The organism is Haloprofundus marisrubri (genome assembly GCF_001469955.1).
Lineage (GTDB): Archaea > Halobacteriota > Halobacteria > Halobacteriales > Haloferacaceae > Haloprofundus > Haloprofundus marisrubri.
The window spans coordinates 409543-432902 of record NZ_LOPU01000029.1; the positions used below are offsets into that span (position 1 = coordinate 409543).

22 protein-coding genes are annotated in these 23360 nt (G+C 63.9%); 9 read left to right on the forward strand and 13 right to left on the reverse strand.

Features of this window, described 5'->3' with window-relative positions; translation table 11 throughout:
• Positions 1 to 43: 43 nt before the first annotated feature.
• Positions 44 to 1975, reverse strand: coding sequence for an aldehyde ferredoxin oxidoreductase family protein (locus tag AUR64_RS12465; RefSeq protein WP_058582272.1), 1932 nt, complete (start codon positions 1973 to 1975; stop codon positions 44 to 46).
• Positions 1976 to 2150: 175 nt separating this feature from the next.
• Here AUR64_RS12465 and AUR64_RS12470 point away from each other — a divergent pair, with 175 nt between their 5' ends.
• Complete coding sequence (locus tag AUR64_RS12470; protein ID WP_155120605.1) at positions 2151 to 2579, forward strand: VanZ family protein; 429 nt, start codon at positions 2151 to 2153, stop codon at positions 2577 to 2579.
• An 18-nt stretch (positions 2580 to 2597) separates the two neighbouring features.
• On the opposite strand, the gene AUR64_RS12475 is transcribed toward AUR64_RS12470, so the two are convergent.
• On the reverse strand, positions 2598 to 3797 hold the full coding sequence (locus tag AUR64_RS12475; protein ID WP_058582274.1) for a hypothetical protein: 1200 nt from the start codon (positions 3795 to 3797) through the stop codon (positions 2598 to 2600).
• 47 nt (positions 3798 to 3844) lie between these two features.
• Positions 3845 to 4960 carry a hypothetical protein gene (locus tag AUR64_RS12480; protein ID WP_058582275.1) on the reverse strand — a complete coding sequence of 372 codons (1116 nt, stop codon included), beginning with the start codon at positions 4958 to 4960 and terminating at the stop codon, positions 3845 to 3847.
• A gap of 126 nt (positions 4961 to 5086) precedes the next feature.
• On the opposite strand from AUR64_RS12480, the gene AUR64_RS12485 reads away from it, so the two are divergent.
• Together AUR64_RS12485 and AUR64_RS21260 are read left to right on the forward strand one after the other, a co-directional pair.
• Positions 5087 to 6157 carry an archaeosine biosynthesis radical SAM protein RaSEA gene (locus tag AUR64_RS12485; RefSeq protein ID WP_058582276.1) on the forward strand — a complete coding sequence of 357 codons (1071 nt, stop codon included), beginning with the start codon at positions 5087 to 5089 and terminating at the stop codon, positions 6155 to 6157.
• Between the two features lie 228 nt (positions 6158 to 6385).
• Positions 6386 to 6508 carry a hypothetical protein gene (locus AUR64_RS21260; protein ID WP_276203537.1) on the forward strand — a complete coding sequence of 41 codons (123 nt, stop codon included), beginning with the start codon at positions 6386 to 6388 and terminating at the stop codon, positions 6506 to 6508.
• 105 nt (positions 6509 to 6613) lie between these two features.
• Here the strand turns inward: AUR64_RS21260 and purQ are convergent, their stop codons facing one another.
• Together purQ and purS are read right to left on the reverse strand one after the other, a co-directional pair.
• Complete coding sequence (purQ, locus tag AUR64_RS12490) at positions 6614 to 7288, reverse strand: phosphoribosylformylglycinamidine synthase I (protein ID WP_058582277.1); 675 nt, start codon at positions 7286 to 7288, stop codon at positions 6614 to 6616.
• A complete protein-coding gene (gene purS / locus AUR64_RS12495; protein WP_058582278.1) occupies positions 7285 to 7539 on the reverse strand; it encodes a phosphoribosylformylglycinamidine synthase subunit PurS in 255 nt (84 codons plus the stop codon). Before purS ends, purQ begins: the two co-directional genes overlap by 4 nt.
• A gap of 313 nt (positions 7540 to 7852) precedes the next feature.
• Here purS and AUR64_RS12500 point away from each other — a divergent pair, with 313 nt between their 5' ends.
• Positions 7853 to 8842: a formyltetrahydrofolate deformylase gene (locus AUR64_RS12500; protein ID WP_058582279.1), complete on the forward strand. Its 990-nt coding sequence runs from the start codon at positions 7853 to 7855 to the stop codon at positions 8840 to 8842.
• Between the two features lie 24 nt (positions 8843 to 8866).
• Here AUR64_RS12500 and AUR64_RS12505 read toward each other — a convergent pair whose 3' ends face one another.
• Positions 8867 to 9883 (reverse strand): phosphoribosylaminoimidazolesuccinocarboxamide synthase, encoded by a 1017-nt coding sequence (locus tag AUR64_RS12505; protein WP_058582280.1) that lies wholly within the window; start codon positions 9881 to 9883, stop codon positions 8867 to 8869.
• Positions 9884 to 10212: 329 nt separating this feature from the next.
• Between AUR64_RS12505 and AUR64_RS12510 the strand changes: the two genes are divergently transcribed.
• A complete protein-coding gene (locus AUR64_RS12510; RefSeq protein ID WP_058582281.1) occupies positions 10213 to 11904 on the forward strand; it encodes a thiamine pyrophosphate-binding protein in 1692 nt (563 codons plus the stop codon).
• 38 nt (positions 11905 to 11942) lie between these two features.
• On the opposite strand, the gene AUR64_RS12515 is transcribed toward AUR64_RS12510, so the two are convergent.
• Complete coding sequence (locus AUR64_RS12515; RefSeq protein WP_058582282.1) at positions 11943 to 13328, reverse strand: FAD-binding oxidoreductase; 1386 nt, start codon at positions 13326 to 13328, stop codon at positions 11943 to 11945.
• A 131-nt stretch (positions 13329 to 13459) separates the two neighbouring features.
• Here AUR64_RS12515 and cofH point away from each other — a divergent pair, with 131 nt between their 5' ends.
• Positions 13460 to 14848 carry a 7,8-didemethyl-8-hydroxy-5-deazariboflavin synthase subunit CofH gene (gene cofH / locus AUR64_RS12520; RefSeq protein ID WP_058582283.1) on the forward strand — a complete coding sequence of 463 codons (1389 nt, stop codon included), beginning with the start codon at positions 13460 to 13462 and terminating at the stop codon, positions 14846 to 14848.
• A 13-nt stretch (positions 14849 to 14861) separates the two neighbouring features.
• Positions 14862 to 15419 (forward strand): hypothetical protein, encoded by a 558-nt coding sequence (locus AUR64_RS12525; protein WP_058582284.1) that lies wholly within the window; start codon positions 14862 to 14864, stop codon positions 15417 to 15419.
• A gap of 42 nt (positions 15420 to 15461) precedes the next feature.
• Here AUR64_RS12525 and AUR64_RS12530 read toward each other — a convergent pair whose 3' ends face one another.
• The 6 genes from AUR64_RS12530 to AUR64_RS12555 form a co-directional block, all read right to left on the reverse strand.
• Positions 15462 to 16373, reverse strand: coding sequence for a mechanosensitive ion channel family protein (locus AUR64_RS12530; protein ID WP_058582285.1), 912 nt, complete (start codon positions 16371 to 16373; stop codon positions 15462 to 15464).
• 136 nt (positions 16374 to 16509) lie between these two features.
• Positions 16510 to 17661 (reverse strand): 7,8-didemethyl-8-hydroxy-5-deazariboflavin synthase subunit CofG, encoded by a 1152-nt coding sequence (gene cofG / locus AUR64_RS12535; protein ID WP_058582286.1) that lies wholly within the window; start codon positions 17659 to 17661, stop codon positions 16510 to 16512.
• A 216-nt stretch (positions 17662 to 17877) separates the two neighbouring features.
• On the reverse strand, positions 17878 to 18510 hold the full coding sequence (gene cofC, locus AUR64_RS12540; protein WP_058582287.1) for a 2-phospho-L-lactate guanylyltransferase: 633 nt from the start codon (positions 18508 to 18510) through the stop codon (positions 17878 to 17880).
• A 16-nt stretch (positions 18511 to 18526) separates the two neighbouring features.
• Positions 18527 to 19336, reverse strand: coding sequence for a hypothetical protein (locus AUR64_RS12545; RefSeq protein WP_058582288.1), 810 nt, complete (start codon positions 19334 to 19336; stop codon positions 18527 to 18529).
• Positions 19305 to 20486 carry a tubulin/FtsZ family protein gene (locus AUR64_RS12550; RefSeq protein WP_205628404.1) on the reverse strand — a complete coding sequence of 394 codons (1182 nt, stop codon included), beginning with the start codon at positions 20484 to 20486 and terminating at the stop codon, positions 19305 to 19307. Before AUR64_RS12550 ends, AUR64_RS12545 begins: the two co-directional genes overlap by 32 nt.
• Before the next feature lie 297 nt (positions 20487 to 20783).
• Positions 20784 to 21677 (reverse strand): complex I NDUFA9 subunit family protein, encoded by an 894-nt coding sequence (locus AUR64_RS12555; protein WP_058582289.1) that lies wholly within the window; start codon positions 21675 to 21677, stop codon positions 20784 to 20786.
• A 162-nt stretch (positions 21678 to 21839) separates the two neighbouring features.
• Between AUR64_RS12555 and tmk the strand changes: the two genes are divergently transcribed.
• Entirely contained in the window at positions 21840 to 22436 is a 597-nt protein-coding gene (tmk, locus tag AUR64_RS12560) for a dTMP kinase (protein ID WP_058582290.1), read from the forward strand.
• A gap of 82 nt (positions 22437 to 22518) precedes the next feature.
• Complete coding sequence (locus AUR64_RS12565; RefSeq protein ID WP_058582291.1) at positions 22519 to 23355, forward strand: DUF7537 family lipoprotein; 837 nt, start codon at positions 22519 to 22521, stop codon at positions 23353 to 23355.
• Positions 23356 to 23360 lie beyond the last annotated feature (5 nt).

A 23360-nucleotide genomic window follows, 5' to 3' on the forward strand; every position in this document is an offset into this window, starting at 1 on the left:
CCGAGGGGCGGCTTTGCCGCCCCACAGCGCAAAAGGTGGGAGTTTAGTCGTCGGCGGGGGCGGCGGAGTCGCTGCCGCTGCTGACGCCGGTGCCGGGACCGAGGTCGATTTCGAGTGCTTCGAGTTTCTCGTCGGGGACGACGCCGTCGACCCAGCCACGGTGGCTGTAGTACTCTTCTTTCATCTCGTCGAGTTCACAGAACTCGCCTTCGGAGGCGCCCTGTCCAGCGACGCCGCCCTCGCCGTCGAGGAAGCGCGCCGGCAGCGAGTCATCGGAGCCGTCGAAGCCAGCGAGGTTGTTGTAGTAGCGTTCGAGCGTGTAGACGCGCTCACCCGACTCGATGAGTTCGTCTTCGGTCACGTCGAGGCCGGTCATGCCGTTGTACTGCATGACGTACTCCTCGATGCCCTCCGCGAAGGCGTTGAACTTGCAGATGTCGAAGCTGTCGGAGATGGCGTGCAGGTCTTGGAACGTCGCCGTGAGTTCACCTTTGCCCTCCCACGCGTAGGGGTCGACCTTCTCCGGGACGCCGAGAATCTCGGCGGCCGGGGTGTAGGCGCGCAGGTGGCACGCTCCGCGGTTCGAGGTGGCGTAGGCGATGCCCATGCCCTTCATGCAGCGGGGGTCGTACGCCGGAATCGTCTGGCCCTTGACCGCCAGCGAGTTGTTCTCGGCGTCTTTCTTCTCGGCGATGCGCCGCGCACCCTCGGCGAGCAGGTCCGGGAGGCCCTCCTCGCGCATCGAGATGCGCTCTATCATGTCGACCATCGTCTCGGAGTCGCCCCAGTCGAGGGTGCCCTCCTCGTCGAGTTTGCCCTCGTCGGACATCTCCATCGCCATGGCCATCATGTTGCCCACCTCGATGGTGTCGACGCCCATGTCGTTGCAGCGGTCAATCATCAGCGCGATGTCGTCGCGTTCGGTGTGGCCGGAGTTCGGGCCGAGCGCGTACGCCGACTCGTACTCGTAGGACTCCATGCGGACGTTCATCTCCTCGCCTTTGTGCATGGTCGTCACCTCGACTTCCTTCTTGCAGGCGACCGGGCAGGAGTGACACGTCGGTTCGTCGACGAGGATGTTCTCGCGGACGTTCTCGCCGGAGACTTCCTCGGCGTCGATGGTCGTCCCCTCGCTCGCGGAGAAACTCTCTGTCGAGGTGTACTTGCCGTTTTTCACCGGGAGACCGTCCATCTCTTCGGTGATGTTCATCAGAACGTTCGTGCCGTACAGCGAGAGGCCGCCCTCGTTCGGCGCGGTGACGTCGGACTCCTGAATCGCTTGCATCCCCTGCTGGTAGCCCTGCTGGAACGTTTCGGGGTCCGCCGGTTTCGGCATCCGAGTGCCGGATTTGACGACGACCGCTTTGAGGTTCTTCGAACCCATCACGCAGCCGGTACCGCCGCGGCCGGAGGCTCGGTCGTCCTCGTTGACGATGCAGGCGTAGCGCACGCCGTTCTCGCCGCCGGGGCCGATAGCCATCACGGAGACGTTCTTACCGACGGTGCCGTCGATTTCCTCGCCGATGGTCTCGATGGTCTCGTGGACGCCTTTGCCCCAGAGGTGGGAGGCGTCGCGGAGTTCGACTTCGCCGTCTTCGACGTAGGCGTACACCGGTTCTTCGGCCTTGCCGTCGAATAGTAGACCGTCGAAGCCGGACCATTTCAGGCGTGCGCCGGACCAGCCACCGTGGTGGGAGTCGGTGACGGTTCCGGTGAGCGGCGACTTGGTGACGACGGCGATACGACCGCTCATCACCGTCTGCGTACCCGTCAGTGGGCCGTTCATGAACGCCAGTCGGTTCTCCGGGCTGTCCGGGTCGACGTCCGGCCCGGCGTCGAAAACGTACTTCACGCCGAGGCCGCGTGCGCCGATATACTTGCGCGCGTCCTCGTCGTCGATGCCTCGGTAGGACACGTCGCCTGCGGTGAGGTCGACCTGCCCTACGTGGTCTTGGAATCCGCCGAGTTCAGTCATTGTAAGGTACTATGATTATAATAGGTCCCCAGTTCGTTAGCTGTTGTCGCGGTAACGTAATCTAATTTGGTTACATCGGCCGCAAAAGTCCTAGCGGGCGCGTCGATTCGCGGTCTCAACGAACCACCGCGCTCGAACAGGATGTTTATTTCGACAGCGTGAGCAGTCGGGGACAATGGCTCCGGTTTCGTCACACGCTACAGCCCGTTCGTTGCCGCCCTCGACACGGCTTCGCTGGGTGTTCGTGCTCCTCGTTGCCGGCAGCGTCTTCGTCGCCTCCGTCATCACACCGCCCGGTGACGGCGTCCCGACGCTCGGTCCCTTCGGCCTCGTCGGTGCGGACAAGTGGTTACACGCCGCCGCCTACGCCGGCGTCGCCGCCTCGCTGTCACACGCTCTCGCAACACGGACTCGACGGGCCGCTGTCGGCGGCTTCCTCGGCGGTGCGGTGTACGGCTTCTGTATCGAACTGGTGCAGGCGCTCGTTCCGGCACGGCAGTTCGACCTCCTCGACGCCGCCGCGAACGCGCTGGGTGCGGGAGTCGGAGTCGGGATGTGGGCGGTCACCGTCGCAGTTCTCGCGGTGGTTCTCGGTCGGGACTGAGTACCGACTCTCCTCGAATCACGCCGGGCTTCCTCCGAGTGCGTTCGCCGACCCGAGTGGAACCGGTTGTGAGACCCTGACACGACCGTCTCCGCCGACGACGACGTACCACGGACCGACGGTCGGACAGGTGAGCCAACTGTGGTGCTGGCACGACCCGTCGTCCGTTTCGACCACGAGCGAGAACGGTCCGAGACGGTCGAACAGGCCGGTTTCGGTCGTGCTCTCACTCGATTCGAGGCGATAGTAACGCTCTGTCGGGCGTGTCCGGTCCGACAACGGTTCGACGCGGATTCGGAGGCCGTGAGCGCCGTCGTCGTCGTTGACGACGTGACACCGGCCCCCGTCGAGGTCACATCCGAAGGTGACCTGTTCGTCGTCGACTGTCGCCGTCAGATGTGGGACGATGACCGGCCACGTTCGTTCTGCGGACGCCGTGTCGGTGTCGAGCGTCACCGAGAGCGACCCGGTGCGCCGTTCGACCGGAATCACGAGTCGAGAACTCGGCGGAATCCGATAGCGCGAGACGGTCGTTTGAGTCGTCTCGGGCGACGAAGCCAACGAGAGGCGGACGGTTTGCCACCCGGCCGCACGATTATCGAGGCGGAAACTCGGTGCGGGTCCGAACGCCTCGGCTGTCGCATCGCGTTCTCTGTCGACCATCTCGTGGCTGTCGACTCCACCGGACCCCTCCGGCCCGTCGAACGCCTCCGGCGATGGTGACAGCGAGAGTGGCGAACACGTCGGGGTGCAGGTGACTGTGGGCGTGAACCGAACGCCGGATTCGTCGAGAGCGACGTCGAGGTCACTTCGCGCGCCGTCGACGACCCAGTCGTACACCGTTCGCTCGCCGTCTGCGGTCTCGACGAACAACCGATACGTGTCCGCGCTTGCGACCAACGCCGGGTAGACGACCGTCGCTGCCCGAGAGAGCGTCTCGCTCGTGCTGAACACCTCGGTCCGTGTGGACTGAGACGCGCCCCCGACGCGGCCGAGAGCGTCGATAGCTAGTGTCACGTATCGCTCGTCGACGCCAGCGTTCCGAATCCGGACGCCTCGGGTTCCTTCGAGCGTCGCACCCGCTCCCCGATACGGGCCCTCAGTGTCGCTGGGCCGTCGTCGTTTCGGTGTCTCGTCGGTGTGACGGCTCGTTTCTCCACACCCGGAGACGCCGACAGACCCGGCCGCGAGCAGTCCGAGCAGTCGCCGTCGTCGCATACGTCGGGGTCGGCGGTCGATGGGTATGAATCTGCGGCCGAGCTGTTTCAGTCGAGAAACAGTTCGTCGTCGTCGACGAGTACCGTAATCAGACTGTGCGGCGGGCACGCCCACCACGTCGTCGACGCCGTCTCGCCCGATTCCGTCTCGACGGTGAGTTCGTACTGTCCAGCGTCGGACACCGGCCGAATCGCCCGCCGTTCGTCGGCGGCGACGCTCCGGCGCTCGTCGAACACCGTTTCGCCCCTTTCGTCGGTGACGTGTATCCGAACGGCTCGACGTTCGTCGCTCCGGTTCGTCAGCCACAGAACGGGGTTCGCCTTCCCGCAACTCACTCGATGAGTCGGTCCGAGGTCGACTTGCTTTTCGAACTCCTCGGGAACGCGCCACTCGGTCTCGGTTCGTTGGTCGTCGCCGTTCTCGCGTTCCTCGTCGACGACGATGCTGTACGTTCCCCGTCGGTACGTCGTCGGCACGGTGAGACGACTCTGTGCGGGGACACGATATTGGAAGTCGAACAGCGGCCGGTCCGAAAGCGACACGCGGAGTCTCGCCCGGCGTTCTTCGGCCGTCGGGTTGTCGAGAACGACCACGGCCGGTTGATACCACAGCGAGAGACCGCTGCCACTCAGCGGAAGCGACTCCGACGTTTCGCCGCCGAGCGAGAGCGAGCAGTCGGGCCGGCACCGAACGAACCGTCGAAACGTCGTCTCCGACTCGTCGACGTCGATTGCGAGGCCCTCCAACTCCTCGGCGACGGTCCACTCGAACGTGGCTCGTTCGCCCGTGTCCGTCTCGACGATAACGCGGTACTCGCCTTCTGCCAGCGGAATTTCGGGGAACCGACGTTCCTGTCCGGTCGGAAACGTTCGACTCTCGGCGAACATCGTCTCCCCGTCGGCCGCGCGTTCGACGACGAGTGTGACGTACGTCGCCTCCCGCCGGAGGTTTCTGACGGCGATTCGCTGGTTTGACCGTGGGTCGGCAGCCGACGCGCTCGTCGTCGACGCGGACGAATCCGACGAATCCGACGGCTCGGCCGTCGCTTCCGGAGACGTGGTCGTAGACGAATCCGTACGCTCCTCGTCGAACAGTCGGCCGCCGCACCCGGCGGTCGTCCCGAGTCCGGCGACGACCGCGGCGAGCACCGTGCGTCGGCGCATACCCACCCTCAGGAGGCGAGAGACAAATAATCGCGGTCGAATCGCCCGAGTGCGGGGCGTACGAGCGTCGGAGACGGACGAGAGGGAGACGAAGCGGCTTTACGCTCCCGTCGCCGAATCCGAGCAATGAGTGAGCCGAGTCCCGACGTGTACGAACGGGGACGCGGAATGGACGCGCACAACAAGGTGATGCGCGAGATTCGCGGCCTGAAAGAGAAACACTACGACCCGCACGAACCGACGCGGGTGTGGATAGACGAGGACAACACACCGAGCGGCGTCTATCAGTCGCTAACTATCATCCTCAACACCGGCGGCTGTCGCTGGGCGCGCGCCGGCGGCTGTACGATGTGCGGCTACGTCGCCGAGTCCGTCGAAGGCGGCACGGTCGAACACGAGGCGCTGATGGACCAGATTCAAGTCTGTCTCGACCACGAGGAAGAAAACGCCGAGGAGAAGTCGCCGCTCATCAAAATCTACACCTCCGGTTCCTTTCTCGACGAGCGCGAAGTCCCCGCCGAAACCCGCAAAGCAATCGCGGAGACGTTCTCGGACCGCACGCGCATGGTCGTCGAATCGCTCCCGGACTTCGTCGACCGCGAGAAACTCGACGACTTCGTCTCCGAGGACTTGGAAACCGACGTGGCCGTCGGCCTCGAAACCGCGACCGACCGCGTCCGCCGCGACTGCGTGAACAAGTACTTCGCCTTCGACGACTTCATCGCCGCGAGCGAGGAGGCCGACGCCGCCGGTGCGGGCATCAAAGCGTATCTACTGATGAAACCGCCGTTCCTCTCGGAATCCGAGGCCATCGAAGACATGAAATCCTCCGTCCGCCGCTGTGCGGAGTACGCCCACACCGTCTCGATGAACCCGTGTAACGTCCAGCGCTACACGATGGTCGACGAACTCCACTTCCGCGGGGGCTACCGCCCGCCGTGGCTCTGGTCGGTCGCCGAGGTGCTGCGCGATACGGCCGACGCCGACGCCATCGTCGTCTCCGACCCCGTCGGTCACGGCTCCGAGCGCGGCCCACACAACTGCGGCGAGTGCGACGACCTCGTGCAGAAAGCCATCAAAGACTTCGACATCCGACAGGACCCCTCGGTGTTCGAACAGGTCGACTGCGACTGCAAGGGGACGTGGCGCGCCGTCGTCGAAGAGGAGACCAGCTACGCGATGCCGCTGGCGAAGTAAGACCGGCCGAATCGACCGACTGGCGACGCCAGAAGCCGAGATGGCGGCGGCGGACCGACTTGTTTTCGGCAGCACCCAGTAGTAAGTGACGTACCGCTGTAGGCGACCGTTTACGCTCCCGTAGGCCGCTCATAGTGATACTCGATGCCGTGTTACCGATAGGTGGTAGTCGAACGACCGCGTGGCGGCAAATCACCGCAATGTCGGTCGTCTCACGCCACTTCGACCATGAAACAGACGCAAGAAAACTACAAGGCGATATACTGCTCCGACGGCTGGCTGGAGATACGCGAAGAGCAGAACGTCGAGGGGTGGATATCCACCGACTCGCCGGTTCCCGTCACGACGTAGGCGTTCCACCCGCTCGCCTCCGCCTCCCGATGGGGCGACAGCGTTGCTGCAATCGTTTCGACTTCCAGCCGTGTTTTGTCTCCCGAACAGCCGCCAGTCGTCCGCTCAGTCGAACCCGCGGAGGATACCCGCGCCGTCGGTGCCACCCACGTCGTCGAGCGTCGCTCGCTCGGGGTGCGGCATCAACACTGCGACGGAGGCACGCTCGCCCAAGATTCCGGCGACGTTGCCTGTCGACCCGTTGGGGTTCGCCGCGTCGGTGACGTTGCCGTCGGCGTCGCAGTAACGAAACAGTACCTTCTCTCCTGCTTCGAGCGCTTCGTAGCGCTCGCCCGAAATCTCGAAGCGACCCTCACCGTGGGCGATGGGCACTTCGATGACTTCGCCGTCGTCGTAGGCGGCGGTCCACGGCGTGTCGGCGTTTTCGACTCGGAGAAACACGTTTTCACACTGGAAGCGCGCGCTCTCGTTCGTCGTGAACGCGCCGTCTGTGAGTCCCGACTCACAGCCGACCTGTGCGCCGTTGCAGACGCCGAGAACGGGAACGCCGCGCTCGGCAGCCTCGTAGACGTCACTCATAATCGGAGACTGGGCGGCCATCGCGCCCGCACGGAGGTAGTCGCCGTAGGAGAACCCGCCGGGGAGCATCACGCCGGTCGTGTCTTCGGGGAGGCCGTCTTCGTGCCAGACGCGTTCGGCGTCGATTCCGAGGTGCGAGAGCGCGGAGACGGCGTCGCGGTCACAGTTCGACCCGCCGAACTGCACTACGCTGACGGTCATTCTGCTTCCTCGACCACCACGTCGTAGTCGTGAATCGTCGGATTCGCCAACAGGCGCTGGGCCATCTCGTCGGCGCGTTCTTCGGCGTCCGCCGCGGAGTCGGCGTCGACGTCCACCTCGAAGTGGTCCGCCGAGCGCAGCCCTTGCAGTTCGAATCCGAGGCGTTCGAGTGCTCGTTTCGTCGTCTCCGCCTCGGGGTCCAACACGCCACGCTTGAGTCGGACGGTCACCGTCGCGGTGTACGCGGTCATCGTCGAACTCTGCGCGGTCGTGGGTAAAATGGCTTTTGGATGCTCGTTGATACACACGTTTGTGTATACTGGTGGCGTCGAAACGGGTGGTGTCTCCGAGCGTTGCAGAACGCGTCTCCATTCGTCCGCTGGTAGTCGCTCACTATCGTTCGCGCGGAAATCTTCGCTTTCGACGGATTCGGGAGAGATGGCCTCTCTAGCGACGTGGTAACGGATTCACTCTCGCCCGGGTTGTTGCCACGAACGGAAGACGTATCCTCAGTTATGCTCCACATTACCACGTGTTCACTCCCGGTTCCTTGGTGATGAGAGTATGACCCGTGAGCTGACCGAAATTACTGTCATCGGCGAGGACAAGACGGGCCTCGTCGCGCGTATCACTTCGCTTCTCTTCGACCGCAGCATCAACATCGAGGATATCGACCAGGCCGTCCGCGAGGGAATCTTCCGGATGACACTGCACGCCGACACGACTGAGATGGTGTGTACCCCCGAGACGCTCCGGGAGGCGCTCGACGACCTCGCGTCCGAACTCGGCGTCGAGATTCGCGTTCGATTCCCAACCGACCGCGAGACGAAACGACTCGCCGTGCTCGTGACGAAGGAGAGCCACTGTCTTGAGGCACTGTTCGAGGCGTGGGCCAACGACGAACTCGACGCCGAAATCGGCGTCGTCATCGGGAACCACGACGACCTCGAACCGCTGGCGGACCACTACAACGTCCCCTTCCACGACATCGGCGACAAGAAGGGCGGAGCCGACGAAACCCAGTTACTGGAACTACTCGACGAGTACGACGTCGACGTCATCGTTCTCGCGCGCTACATGCGCATCCTCTCGCCGAACGTCGTCTTCCGCTACGAGGACCGCATCATCAACATCCACCCGAGTTTGCTCCCCTCGTTCCCCGGAGCGGCCGCCTACCGACAGGCGAAAGAAGGCGGCGTCAGAATCGCGGGCGTTACCGCTCACTACGTGACGACGGACCTCGACCAAGGACCTGTCATCACCCAACGCGCCTTCGACGTCCCCGACGACGCCTCCGTCGACGACATCAAAGAGCGCGGCCAACCGCTCGAAGCCGATGCGCTGCTCGAAGCGGTCAAACTCCACCTCGACGGGGCACTGACGGTCCACCGCGGCCGGACGAGTCTCCGCGACAGCGAGGATATCGACTACCAACTCGGTCTCACGAAGGAAGCACAAGCGGCGAACCCGGACCGTCCCGTCGACGGAAAACTCCCGCAGTCCCTGCAGAAACCCGTCGAATCGGCTGAGCCGTCAGACCCGAGCGACGACTGACGCCACGTTTCTTTTTGTGTCTCGCTACAGCGACCGAACGGTATCGACTGCTTCGTCGAGGTCGGGCGCGTCGAACCAGTCGAAGTTGGTGTACCGGTTCGTCCCGGCGGCGTACATCTGCGACACCGTCTCGACGACGCTGTTGGGGAGCGCCGGCGGTTCTGTCTCGCAGAGCGCCCGCCAGTCGGGGTCGTCGCGTCGGTCCGCCTCGGTTTTCGCCTCGCTCACGGCGTCGACCCAGTCGGGATGCTCGCGCTTGTAGTACTGGCGGACGACCTCTTTCGACATCTCTTGGCCCTCGTAGCTGAAGCGGTTCTCGTCGAACGTGCCGACGACGTCGGCGACTTTGATAGCGCCGTCGTGATAGAGACACTCGATTTTACCGTCCTCGTGGACCAGTCCCGTGCGTTCGGCACGGTCGGTGAGGATGTGGTTGACCGCCAGCGCCAGTTCTTCGAGACGGTCGATATCGGCCGGACCGGAGATGTCGTCGGCCTCCTTTCTCGACAGGTAGCGGTCACGCTCTTCGAACTTCGTGGAGAACTCGACGACCGGTTGGGGAAGGTCGACGACTTCGTCTGGCCACTCGTCGTAGTCGAGGCCGTACTCTGCCGGGTCCCCGCGCGAGCGAAGACTCGACCCGACAGGAACCGTATTTCGGAAGACGATTTCGAGCGGAATCAGGTAGTTGTTCCCGACGGCGTCGTAGAACCCCTCGTAGTCGTACCCCTCGTCGTAGCGGAGGTTCGGGACCTGTACGAGGTCGATAGCCATCTCGCGCGGCGTTTCGGTCGTCTCGCCGAGTTCACGTTCCTCGCCGTCTTCGACGACCCCTCGATAATGGGTCGGGATGTGGTTCACGTCGAGCAACTCGAAGTTGTACGCGCCCATCGTACAGAGACTCGCACCCTTCCCCGGAATCTCGTCGGGCATCTTCCCCCAGTCGAACACGGAGTAGTCGTCGGTGAAGACGAAACTCCCTCGTCCGAGCGAGTCTACAGTCGGTTCCTCGGCCACGCGGAACTCCTTGACGCTCGTCATAGCTCAACACGCGGCGGCGCACGGTAAGTAATTTTCACTTCTGTGTTGATTCTCGAACAGGCGTGGCTCGAAATGCGCACAATTGTGCTGTGTCTCGAATACACACACCGGCCGTATGTGAGGTCGCTTCCGCTCCGCTACCCCAGATTGCGAACAGGCGACGGTTTCGTCTCCGCGAGCGGCGCGTCGCGCACCGGCCTCGACCGACTCGCGGCGGTTCGTCAGCGCATCGGGCGGTCTGGTCGCCTCTTCACTCTAAAACACTCGGAGGGTCGTGCTACGTTCACACGACCCAAGTCTATTAGCGGCGGGACCGCGCGTCGTACAGTATGGCCGACAGCTACACCGGAGCGGACCTCTTCGTCGACGCACTCGAACAGTACGGCATCACACACCTGTTCGGAAACCCCGGGACGACCGAACTGCCGGTGATGCAGGCGTTGGAAGGTAGCGACCTCGACTACGTACTCGGTCTCCACGAGGACGTCGCCGTCGGCGCGGCCGCAGGCTACGCGAGCACCCGCCGATATCACAGCCACCACGATTCGAGTATCCTGCCGGTCGGCGTCGTCAACCTCCACGTGACGCCCGGACTCGCCCACGGCCTCGGCAACCTCTACGGTGCGAGCGTCGCGGGCGCACCGCTCGTCGTCACTGCGGGCAATCACAGCACCGATTTCCGCCACGAGGAACCGATTTTGTCCGGCGACCTCCGCGAACTGGCCGACCAGTTCTGCAAGTGGTCCGACGAAGTGCTCGACGTGGCGGCGCTCCCGACGATGCTCCGGCGCGCGTTCCGCGTGGCGCTCACGCCGCCGACCGGCCCCGTGTTTCTGGCGCTTCCGCTCGACGTGATGATGACCGAAACCGACGCCGAACCCGAGCGATTGGGACCGATTCCCGACGCCGGACGCGGCGACCCGACCCAGTTGGACCGCACCGCCGAACTGCTCGCCGAGGCCGACAACCCGGTCCTCGTCGTCGGCGACGAAGTCGCCAGAGCGGGAACCGACGCAATCGACGCCGTTGTCGAATTCGCCGAAGCGACCGGCGCACGCGTCCACGGCGAGATTCTCTCCTGCGAAGTGAACTTCCCCGGCGACCACCCGCAGTGGGTGTCGTACGTCCCCCCGGACGAGGGTCTCGCGTCGACGCTGATGAGCACGGATACGCTGATTTTCGCGGGTATCTCGACGCACACGACGCTGACGCGCCACGAGAACCCCCTCGTCCCCGCGGACGCGACGTGTATCCATCTCGGCCCCGACGCATGGGAACTCGGCAAGAACCACCCCGCGGACGCGACGGTGCTCGGAGACCTCGGCCACATCGCCGCGGAACTCGCCGAGCGAGTCCGAGAGGGTGTGAGCGACGGGGAACGTGAGGCCCGCCTCGAACGGGTCGAGATGATGAAGCAGATGGCCGAAGAGCGAATGCGCTCGCTCGGCGAAGGGGAGGAAACGGACGACCCGCGCGCGTCGAAAGCCGAGTTGGTCGACGCGATTCGCGCCGCCGCCCCGGACGCCTACATCGTCGACGAGGGCGTCACCTCGAAGTACGCGATGCTGACGCGGTGGCCGCTCGCACCCGAACAGTACATCTCGAACAAAGGCGGCGGTCTCGGCTACGGGCTTCCCGCGTCGGTCGGTGCCGCACTCGCCGAGAGCCAACGAGACGACCCCCGAACCGTGCTCGGATTCGTCGGCGACGGCTCGTATCTCTACTACCCGCAGACGCTCTACACGGCCGCCCGGTACGACCTCGACCTGACCGTCGTCGTCTCCGACAACCGCAACTACCGCATTCTGAAAGACAACACGCTCGGCCTGTTCGGGGGCGACGAGGACGACTACGAGTTCGTCGGGATGGACTTCGACCCGGCGGTCGACATTCCGAAAAACGCCGAGAGCCACGGTGCTCGGGGGCGGTTGGTCGACTCACCGGACGACATCGAAGCGGCGGTTCGCGAGGCGATTTCGCGCGAGGGTCCGGACGTTCTCGACGTGCTCGTTCACGACTGAAGACGAGAGAGAGCCGATAGCCACGGACTACCGACGCCTCACTCGTCGGGGAAAATCTTCCCCGGATTCAACGTCCCCGTCGGGTCCAGCGTGTCCTTCACGGCTCGCATCGTCCGCACTGCCGCCTCACCGTGTTCGGCGACGAGATACTCGCGTTTGCCGAGGCCGATGCCGTGTTCGCCAGTCGCCGTCCCGCCCAGTTCGAGCGCTCGGTGGACGATGTCGCTGTACGTTCGCTCGCCGAGTTCGACCGACTCGGGGTCGTCGGGGTCGACGAGCACCGAGTAGTGGACGTTGCCGTCGCCGGCGTGGCCGAAACACGGAATAATCAAACCCCGGTCGGCAGCGAGTTCTTTGGCATAACTGACGACCTCTCCGTAGGCGCTGATAGGGACGGTCACGTCACCCGGATGCAGCGGCCGGAGGTCGGGGTCCCACGACTGAACCGCGTACGCGAGGTCCTTTCGCGCCTGCCAGAGTTCGGCCATCTCGGTGTCGTCGGCGCTCACCTCGAATCGCTCTGCGCCGTTGCTCTCGAAGAGACTGCGGCAGAACGCCACCTCCTCGTCGACGCCGTGGTCGGCGTGGAACTCGAAGAACACCGTCGGTGCGTCCGGAAGGTCAGTATCGGAGTACGCGTTCGCCATCCGCGTACTCGTCTCGTCGAGCAGTTCGATAGTCGCCACGTCGACGCCCGAGGTGACCGCGTCGGCGACGGCGGCAGTGGCGTCGTCCAACGACGCGAACACCGCCCGTCCGGCGCGCTTCTGTGCGGGGATGCCCGCGAGTCGGAGCGTCACCCGTGTGACGACGGCGAGGGTTCCTTCGCTGCCGACGACGAGGTCTTTCAGATTGTAACCGCTGGAGGTTTTGGCGGCTTTGCTGCCGAGTTTTATCACTGTGCCGTCGGCGAGAACGGCCTCCAGTTCGAGCACCCAGTCGGCCACCTCGCCGTACTTTACGGTCTTCATGCCGCTGGCGTCGGTGGCGACCATGCCGCCGACCGTCGAGAACTCCCCGGAGGAGGGAAGCGGCGGGAAGAACAGTCCGTGTGAAGCGACGGCCTCGTCGACGGCAGAGCCGATGACGCCGGGTTCGACGTCGATTTGGAAATCTTCGGGTCGAACGTCGAGAACCTCGTCCATGCGGGTCATATCGAGACTGATTCCCGCTTCGACGGGCGTCGCGTTCCCCTCCAATCCGGTGCCGGCGGCGTACGGCGTCACCGGGACGCCGCGTTCTGTCGCGGCGGCCAATAGCTTGGAAACGTCTTCCGTAGAACCCGGCCACACGACGGCGTCGGGGCGAACCTTCTCCTCGTCGGGCGTTCCCCAGTCGCCCGCTCGGCCGTCACGGTGGGAGTCACCGAACGAGACGTCGCCATCGAGGTCGAGTTCGCCGAGAAACGAACAGTCATATGTCATATGGTGACACGAACCAGCCACAGCATAAAACTACGCGCTCGCCCCGACGCTTCGGTCCGAGAAGGGCGATGTTCGCTCTCGGATTGCCGATGACCACCTCACTTTTACCCGTCGCCGCGTTGCGCCGTAGTATGAGTGACGCGCCAGCGCCGGACGCCGGAGTGGGTCCGACCGGGCCGAGGGCGTTCGAGTTCGAGCACGTGCCCGAGACGGACCAGTCGTTCGAGAACGCGCTGGCGAAAGCCCGAAGCGGCGAGCGTCTCACCGTCGACGACGGCGTCGAACTGTTGACGACCGGTACCGAGAATCGAGAAATCGACCGCGAGCGTAAGGAACTCGTCTTGGAGGCTGCGAACCGCCGCCGCGCCGACGTCGTCGGCGAGGACGTGACGTTCGTCGCCAACCTGAACAACAACGTGACGACGGCGTGCAACACCGGCTGTCTGTTCTGTAACTTCAAAAACAGCTCACACGCCTTCGAGACGGAGTCCGAAATCGACCATGCGGGCTTCACCAAAACTCCCGCGGAATCGAGAGCCGTCGTCGAAGACGCCCTCGACATGGGTATCTACGAGGTCACCTCCGTTTCGGGGCTTCATCCGGGGTTCGCACTCGACGACGAACACCACGAGATTCTCCGCGGCTACGACGACGCCGCGCGGACGGTGAACTACAAACCGCCCGAGAGGTACGAGACGGACCCCGGTACGTATCTCGAACAGATGGATGCGATGAGCGTCGGCGACGTTCATCTCCATTCGATGACGCCGGAGGAGGCGTATCACGCCCGTCGCGGTACTGACTGGTCCTACGAGTCGGTGTACAGAAAACTCCGCGACGCCGGCCTCGACTCTGCGCCCGGCACCGCCGCCGAAATCCTCGTCGACGAGGTGCGAGACGTTATCTGTCCCGGCAAAATCGACTCACAAGGCTGGGTGGACGCGATGGAGGGCGCGATTTCCGTCGGATTGGACGTGACGGCGACTATCATGTACGGTCACGTCGAAAACGAGATGCACCGCGTCATGCATCTCAAGGAGGTCCGTGACCTCCAGGACCGAACCGGCGGCATCACCGAGTTCGTCCCGCTCTCGTTCGTCCACCAGCAGACCCCGCTGTACGAACGCGGCGTCGTCACCGGCGGGGCGACGGACGCCGAGGACGAACTCCTGATAGCAGTGTCTCGACTGTTCCTCGACAACGTCGACAACGTCCAGTCGTCGTGGGTGAAGTACGGTAACGCGAAGGGACTCAAACTACTCAACTGCGGCGCGAACGACTTCATGGGGACGATTCTCTCCGAAGAAATCACGAAACGTGCCGGCGGCGAGTACGGCGAGTTCCGGTCGTTCGACGACTACGTCGAGATGCTGTCGGCCATCGGTCGTCCGCCGGTCGAACGTTCGACGGACTACCGGACGACGCGTCGTCTCGACCCGGACGACGGACCGCACGGCCCGATGCTCGGCCCTCGTGCCGACGGGACGCCGATGCTCGACCAGCAGGAGCAAAAACAGTGAGGGTCGCTACGCGATGATGAGTCCGACCCACATCGCAGCAGGTGTCGTCATCGCCACGCCGCTCACTGTCCTCGCACCGGAACTCGCGCCGACCGTCGCACTCGCCGCGATGGCCGGCGGTGTGTTTCCCGATTTGGACCTGTTCGCCGGCGAACACCGCAAGACGCTGCATTTCCCGGTTTACTACTGGGGTCTCGTGCTTCCGGCGGGCGTGCTCGCGGCCGCCTCCCCGTCGATGGCGACGATTGCGGCGTTCTTCTTCTTTCTCTCCGCAGCAGTCCACTCCGTCGCCGACTGGTTCTGCGGCGGCAACGAACTCCGACCGTGGGAGAATACGTCTCAGCACGCGGTGTTCGTCCACCCGCTCGGCCGGTGGCTTCCGCCGAAGCGTCTCGTCCGCTGGGACGGGTCGCCGGAGGACCTGTTGTTGACAGTGCTGCTCTCGCTTCCGGGCCTCGTTCTCTTCTCCGGGCCGGTTCGGACGCTCACCGCGGCGACGCTCGTCGTCGCTGTCGTTTACGCGGCGGTCAGAAAACGAGTCCCAGACCTCGCGCCGTGGTTAGCGGAGTGAGCTAACAGAACGGAACGCGGAGCGAAGGAGTTACTGCGCCGCTCAGTCGTCCGCGGACGGCTGCGCTCGCTCCGTCGTCAGTTCGCCGCCGAGGTCGACGCTTCCGGTGAGTTGCCGGTACGGGTACGGCATATCGATACCTTCGGCGTCGAGACGTTCCTTGACGTTCTGGACGACCTCGGAGCGAATCTTGACGAAGTCCGCTCGGTTCGGGTCGGCCACCCAGAAACGCGTGTTGAGACCGACGTAGGAGTCCGCGAGTTCGGTCACGCGGATGTCCGGCGCGGGGTCGGACATGACTTCCGGGACGTTTCTGACCTCGTCGAGAATCGCGTCCTTGGCGTGGTCGATGTCGTCGCCGTAGCCGATACCGAAGACGAACTGCTGGCGGAGGCGGTCGTACGCGACGGGGTTCGTCAGCGGATTGTTGGCGAGTTCACCGTTCGGAACCGTGATTCGCTCGTTGTCGAACGTTCGGACGCGCGTCACCCGGAGGTCGATATCCTCGACGCGGCCCGTGATGTCGCCGACCTCTATCCAGTCGCCCACCTCGAACGGCTTGTCTTTCAGAATGAAGATTCCGGCGACGAAGTTACCGAGCAGGTCTTGGGCGGCGAAGCCGACGGCGAGTGCAATTGCACCGCCGAACACGCCGAGTGCCGCGATGACGGTGCCGAAGCCGGCGAGCATCAGGCCGACAGCCAGCGCCAGTATCCATACGACCGCTCCCATCACACTGTCTGCGAGGCTCTGGACCGTCTCGTCGTGGCCCTGCTGCTGGAGAACTCTCTCGACGAGCGGAACGAGAACCAACCGCCCGAGAATCAGCGTCGCAATGACGCCGACGACGAACAGCACCGCCGGCACGACGTACTGCTGAATCAGTGCCCCGAGTGTGAGTCCTTCTATCGGTATCGTCTGCAAAACGACTGAGTCGACTGCCTGAAGCGACATAGTGCGCTGTTACGTTCGTCATCTCGCATCATTATTCCTCGGGGGTAAATCTCGCGTTGAGACCGTTTCCAGCCGTAAAACGTATATCCACGTTCAGTCGTCGCTCGCCGCTCGACGTGAGGAGACGTGCCTCCCGCTACCCGGAAAGCTGTGCTCGATAGCGCCGTCCCGCTTCGTCGTCGGCCCGAAGCGCGCCGTGGATATGAGCAGAGAGCCACTCCGTTTCCGCGGCCGCCTGCGACGTGCTGGAACCGTTCGACCTCTCGTATCCCGACTCTCCGAGTCCGGAGGGAAGAAACCGGTCGTAGACGGGGAGTCGTTCTCGGAGCGGTACGTCGCCGTTGGCGGCAATATCTTGGAGTTCTCGGAGTGCAGGCCACTCGTAGTCGGGGTTGATGTAGTCGTCCGTGACGGGTGAGACGCCGCCGAGGTCGTCGACACCGCAGTCCAGCAGGTCACGCGCCGGCGAGAGGTTCGGCGGAATCTGTACCGACACCTCCGCAGGGAGCGCGACGCGCGCCATCGAGACGACTCTCCGCATGGTTTCGACGCTCGGCGTCTCGTAGTCGGAGCGCTCGTTCGGGACGACGTTTTGGACGATGACCTCTTGGACGTGGCCGTGACGCTCGTGGAGTTCGCGGATAGCGAGCAGGCTCTCGGCGCGGTCACGCCACGTCTCGCCGATGCCGACCAGCAGTCCGGTCGTGAACGGAACGTTCGCGCGACCTGCGGCGCGGATGGTGTTGAGTCGCTGTCCCGGCGTCTTCCGACGAGTTCCCGAGTGCGCGGCAACGTCTGCGGTCGTCTCCAGCATCACGCCCATCGAAGCGTTGACCTCGCGCAGTCGCTCGAACTCCGGTTCGGTGAGGTCGCCGGGGTTCGAGTGCGGTAGCAAGCCCTCGTCGAGCGCGATTTCGCACGCGTGATAGAGATAGTCGAGAATCGAGTCGTACCCCCACGCGTCGAGTTGCTCGTGAATCGCCTCGTAGCGCGCGTCCGGTTTGTCGCCGAACGTGAACAGCGCCTCCGTACACCCGGCGTCGGCACCCATTTGGAGCGTCTCTCGGATATCGTCGGGCGACATGAGCGTCGCTTGCCCCGGCACGTCGTAGTAGGTGCAGTACGTGCAGGTGTAGCGACACGCGGTCGTCAGCGGGAGAAAGACGTTCCGCGCGTAGGTGAGCGCCGATGCCGCTTCGACGTCCTCGGGCGTCACAGACAGCAGGCGCTCTACCTCGTCGTCGTCGACGGCGATGTCCACGTCGTACTCGTCGGCCGCGGGAAACACGTCCGGCCCTCGAACGCCGCCGGACAAAAGCGTATCACTCCTCGGCAATCCGCGAGCAAATTCGTAGCATCGGCTGATTTGGCGAACAGGCGGCGTCTCGATTCGTCTTCGCGCCACGAGAGGTTCGCCGCACGCCCGCTCAGACGCCCTCGCGGCCGCTTATCAGGTCACACCGAGGGGTGGTCGCGTTCTCGTACTTCAACGTTCGCGCCGGATTCAACGTTCGCGCCGGACGCCGACGCGGCCCTTCCGCACGTCGACGGTGAACCCGGCGTCGAGGAGCCAGTCGCGTGCGCGGCCGTCGGTGTGAAGCAACACCTCGACGAGGTCTTCGGGTTCGTCGATATCAGTCGACAACCGCATCGAGTCGAACTCGCGGACGCTGGCACCGATGTCGCGGGCGACGCGGAGGTGGTCGAGATACGACGTGCCGTGGTAGTCGACGCGGAACTCGGGATGACGGACGACGAGTGCGTTCGTCCCGCCGCCGCGACCGGGGGCGACGACGAGGTCACCGTCGGCGTCGAAGAACCGAGAGAGCACTCGTGGCGTAGCGAGTGCGAGGTCGCTCATCACGACCGCTGTGGAGTCGTCTCCGTCGTCGGCCGCCGCCGCGAGTCGGTCGTTGACGGCGGTCGAAAGCGGTCGGTCGTCCACCTCGACGGTCGCGTCGGCGTCGAGTTCGACCGGTTCGGTCGCCAACACTGTCGGGTTGCCGCCGGAATCGACGACGGCGTCGACGACGTCGGCGAGCATCGCTCGCGAGAACGAGACTCGCTCGGGGGAATCGAGAAAATCCGACAGACGCGTCTTCGGACGCGCTGCTGCGTAGGGAACGAGAACGGCCATAGAGAAGAGAAGGGGGTTATCCCAGTTTATCGTAGGTGGTCTGGTTCGAGCGGTACCAGAACACACCGCCGACGATAGCGAGCAGTGCGACGAGGCCACCGACGGCGTACATCGCCATCTGCATCGTCTGACTCGACTGCTGGGCGGACCCGGCTTGGTTCTCGGCTTCGGTCGCCAGTTCGGTGGCGAGGTCGAAGTCGGGGTTCTCGCCGTTGAACGCTCGAATCGCCTGCGTCAGCGACTGCTCGGCCTGTTGGGTGTCAGCGCCGCCGGCTTCACTGATAGCGTTCTCGGCGTTAGCGATGGCTTCGCGTGCCTCGGCGCTCTCGGCCGTGTAGTGGTGGGCGTTCCACGTGTTGATTGGGTTGCTCGCGCCGCCGTCGCGCGTCTGCGAGAGACCCATGAGGAGGAACTGCTGTTCGTCCTCGTAGTCGAACTCGGTCACGTCCGGCACCGTGCCGGTGACTTTCACGTCGACTTCGCTGATGCCGTCGTCGGAGTTGACCGACGCGCCGGTGAAGTTCTGCCCGTCGAACTCGTCGCTGCCGACTTTCGAACCGGTCTGGTCGTAGTAGGTGACCGTCCACGTCACGTCGGTGAGGTTCGTCTGACCGGCGACCGACCACGTGTTCCACTGCGGGTTCTGGTACAGTTCGTCGAGCGTCACCGTTGCGCTGACCTGCTCGCCGACCTCGGCTTCCGACGGCACGTTCTCCTCGGCGACGGAGACGGCGGCCACCGGGGTGGCCACCGCCGAGAGGAGCACGAACACGGAGGCGACGAGCGCCGCGAGCTTAGAAGAGCGATTCAAGTTCGTCCTCGTCATCGTTGACCAGATTTTGGAGGTTGTCGTCGCTCTCGCGGTTTATCTCGTCGATGTTGTCCTGCGCCTCGATGGCGACCTGCTGGAGCTCCTTTATGCGGGGGACGTTCGTCACGCCCGACAGCAGGATGACGCTCGCAACGAAGCCACTACCGGTGACCGGGTAGTCGCCACCACGGACTTCCATGCTGCCGGTCTGCTCCTCGAGCCACTTGCGGCCGCGCTCTATTCCCTTCCGATTGAGATGCCGCGGCGGACCAGCCATAACCAACAGCGCGCGTTCGGTGCCTTCGATTTCACACGGCAGCGTCAGTCGGCCGAGCGCCGCCTTGCGGACGAGACTCGTGATGCGGTTCGTCGTGTGTGCGGTGTCGAGCGTGTCGTCGCCGCCGCCGTTGCCGGTCAACCGCGAGAGCAGTCCGCCCGACTGCTTCTCCTCGACGGACTCGGAGGCGTAGCCGACGGTGGAGACGCCGCCGCCCGAGAGCGTGTTGATGATTTCGGAGGAGTCGACGACGCTCTCTGCGACTTCCTGTCCCGCGCTGACTTCGCCTGCGCCGAAGAGGATGCCGAAGCGACGGACGATTTCGTCGTTTATCTCGTCGTAGCCGCCCTGCACCGATTCGCCCGTTTTCCGCCACGCGTCGTTGTCGAAGACGAGCAGATTGTCGACTTCGCGGACGAACGTCTGGAACGAGCGAGCGGCGTTGAGCGTGTAGATGCCACCCTCGTCGCTGCCCGGGAGGATGCCGAGACCGTAGACGGGTTCGGTGTAGATGCGCTTGAGGTGCTTTGCGAGCACTGGTGCGCCACCGCTGCCGGTGCCGCCACCGAGACCCGAAACCACGAGGAAGGCGTCGACCTCGTGGACCGGAATCCCGTCGATGGCTCCCTGTACCTCGTCGATGTCCTCCTCGGCGACTTCCGCGCCGAGTTCGTTGTCCGCGCCGACGCCGTGACCCTTGACGCGCGACTGTCCGATGAGTACGCGCTGTTCCTGTGGAATGTTCGTGAGTCCCATCAGGTCCGCTTTCGCGGAGTTGACCGCCACCGCTGCCCGGACGATGTCGCTGCCGTGACGCTGGTCGTACTCGACGAACTTGTCGACGATTTTTCCACCGGCTTGCCCGAAGCCGATCATTGCCAATTTCATGCTTTCGCTCCCCTCGTCATTGTGTAAAAGCCAATACGAAATCCGATATAAGCCTTATGATGGTAGAAAGTCAGTTAGCTGTGACTTTCAGGGATGGTATAGTGTGTCATAATCCGAGGAGTAACAGGGGCTTACTGACCGATTGAACCCGTTTAGACGGCTGTTTCCGGGCTTGTAACACCGAGAATGACTGAAACGTCTGAAGAGTGAAAAGACGGGGCGACACTGAATTCTTGGTCGACCAGAACGCGTAAAATATCGAAAGTAAGCCGTGGTTACCGCGTGCTTACCGGGTGTTCACCGCGACGATTCGGCCAGATACGTTTCGAGCGTCTTCAGGTCGCTCTCGTCTCTGTCGAACGCGCCGATGTCGTTGTCGTTCGTCGTGTTATCGAACTTCAGCGACCGGTACTGGTCTGCCCCCATCGGGAACCCGGGTATCTTGCCACCGATGCCGAGACCGACGCCCGCCAGCCCCATCGGCACCGGGACGACGTTCACGGAGCGACCCTCCGCACCGTGGGCTTTCTTCGCCACTTCGGCGAGCGTCAACTTCTCCGGACCCCCGATTTCGTACACTTGCCCGACGTGGTCGTCGTCTTCGACACTGTCGGCGAGCATCGGCGCGATGTCACCGACCCAAATGGGTTGGAACCCTGTTTTGCCGCCGCCGGGAAGCGGTGTGACGAACGGCGGCGCGAGTTTCTTCGTGAAGGGGACGAACTCGCCGCCGTCACCGAAGATGACCGACGGTCGGAAGATGACCCAGTCGAGGTCGGAGTTCTGTACGACCTCTTCGGCTTGGCCTTTCGACTGGATGTACGCCGTCGGACCGTTCGGGTCCGCGCCGAGCGCACTCATCTGGACGAGTTTCGGAACACCGTGGGCCTCGGCGGCTTTTACGACGTTTTCGGTCCCGCCGAGGTGGACCTCGAAGTGTTTGTCGTTGCCACCGCTGGGTTTGAAAAGCGGCGATAACGCGACGAGGTTGACGACGACGTCTTGGTCCTCGAACGCGCCTTCCATCGAGTCGTAGGCGGTGACGTCGCCACGGGCGGTTTCGACGCCCGGCGGCAGGTCGTCGTCCTCGGGACTGCGTGACAGCACGGTTACCTCGTGGTCGCGTTCGAGCAGTTCCGCTGCGAGGTGCGTTCCGACGAACCCAGTTCCGCCGACGACGAGCACTTTCATACGTATACTGTCGGTCTAACAGAACGTAAAGCTACCGCGCTATTCCGTTGCAGTCGCCCGTTCTACCCCGACGACGCCGTCGATTTCCCGGTCGTCTTCACTCGCCATCGCCGACGCGGTGAGCTATCAACGTTTAAGCGCGGCCACCGACTCCACCCGGACATGCTCATCACGCTGGAGGGCCTCGACGGCAGCGGCAAGACGACGGTGTGGGAGGCGCTACACGACTCCCATCCCGACGCCGTCTTCACCCGCGAACCGACGAACTCGTGGTACGGCGACGCGGTCAACCGCGCCATCCGCGACGACGACGCCGACCCGCTGGCCTCGCTGTTTCTGTTCACGGCCGACCACGCCGACCACCTCTCGCGGGTGATTCGCCCTGCGTTGGCCGACGACGAACTCGTTATCTCCGACCGCTACTCGGACTCCAGATACGCTTACCAAGCAGTGGAACTCCAACAGTCCGAAATAAATCGGCCGCTGGAGTACGTTCGCGGCATCCACGCCGCGTTCACCCGTCCGCCGGATGCGACCATCTACTTCGACATCGACCCGGAGACAGCGGCGGCACGAAGCGGCGCGACGAACAAGTTCGAGCAAGCCGAGTATCTCTCGTCGGTCCGCGCGAACTACGAGCGACTCATCGACGCCGAACAACACCGCTTCGTCCGCGTCGACGCGACGAAATCGCCGGAAGAAGTCATCGACCGCGTCGAAGATGCAGTCGACCGGTTGGTCGATGCGCACGAGAACTGAGAGGCTCCGAGTCGGGGCGGCACACGGCGTCAGGTCACACGTGGCGGTAGGTTGATGTGTTCTGCCTCGGACGTTTGCGGCGATGCCCTCCAAACTCGCTTCGCTTGCGGTTGTCTCTCTGCTCCTTCTCTCAGGATGTGGTGGCATCCTCGGAAACGAGACGCCGACGCCGCCGAGAGAGAATCGCACGAACGACTCCCCGAAGTGGCTCGCACCCGGGTTGACGAGCGACGGCGTCACCGACGCGCATGCGCTGGCGTCGACACACCGCGAGACAGTGATGTCGCAGTCACGGACGGCGGCGATGGAGACGCGACTGACAGATGCCGAAAACGGGAGTGTTTTCTCGAATCGAAGCTACGTTGTCCGGACGACCGAGGACGACCGCCGACTCGCAGAGTGGACAGAGCACTCGACGAACCCACGCTTCAGCGCGTTCGATGGTTCGCAGGTGTTCTGGCACGACCCGGATGTCTCCGAGTTCGCCGCGCGCAGCGAGACCGAGGAGGGGATAGTTCGGTACGACTACCGAGAAGAGACACCCAACGGACTGTTTCCGGACGCGGCGTACGCCGGCCGTCTCTACAGCCTCTTTTCGGTGATGAACGTCAGCATCGCCCCGGAGACCGTCGACCGTTCCGTGCATCGTTTGGAGGCTACTGAGCAGACGCTCTTCTTCGAGGGCCGAGAGATACGGAACGTGACGTTCACCGCCCGCGTCGACTACACCGGCGTCGTCCGGTCATACGAGTTCGGATACGAAACCGACGTGGATGGGACGCTGCTTCGAGTGACGGAACGCATCCGAGTTTCTGATATTGGGTCGACGAGCATCGAACGGCCCGAATGGGTCGAGACGGCGAGAGAAGCGCAAGCCGAGCGAGACGGTTCGACCGACGAGTCGGAGAACGGCACGTAGCGAGG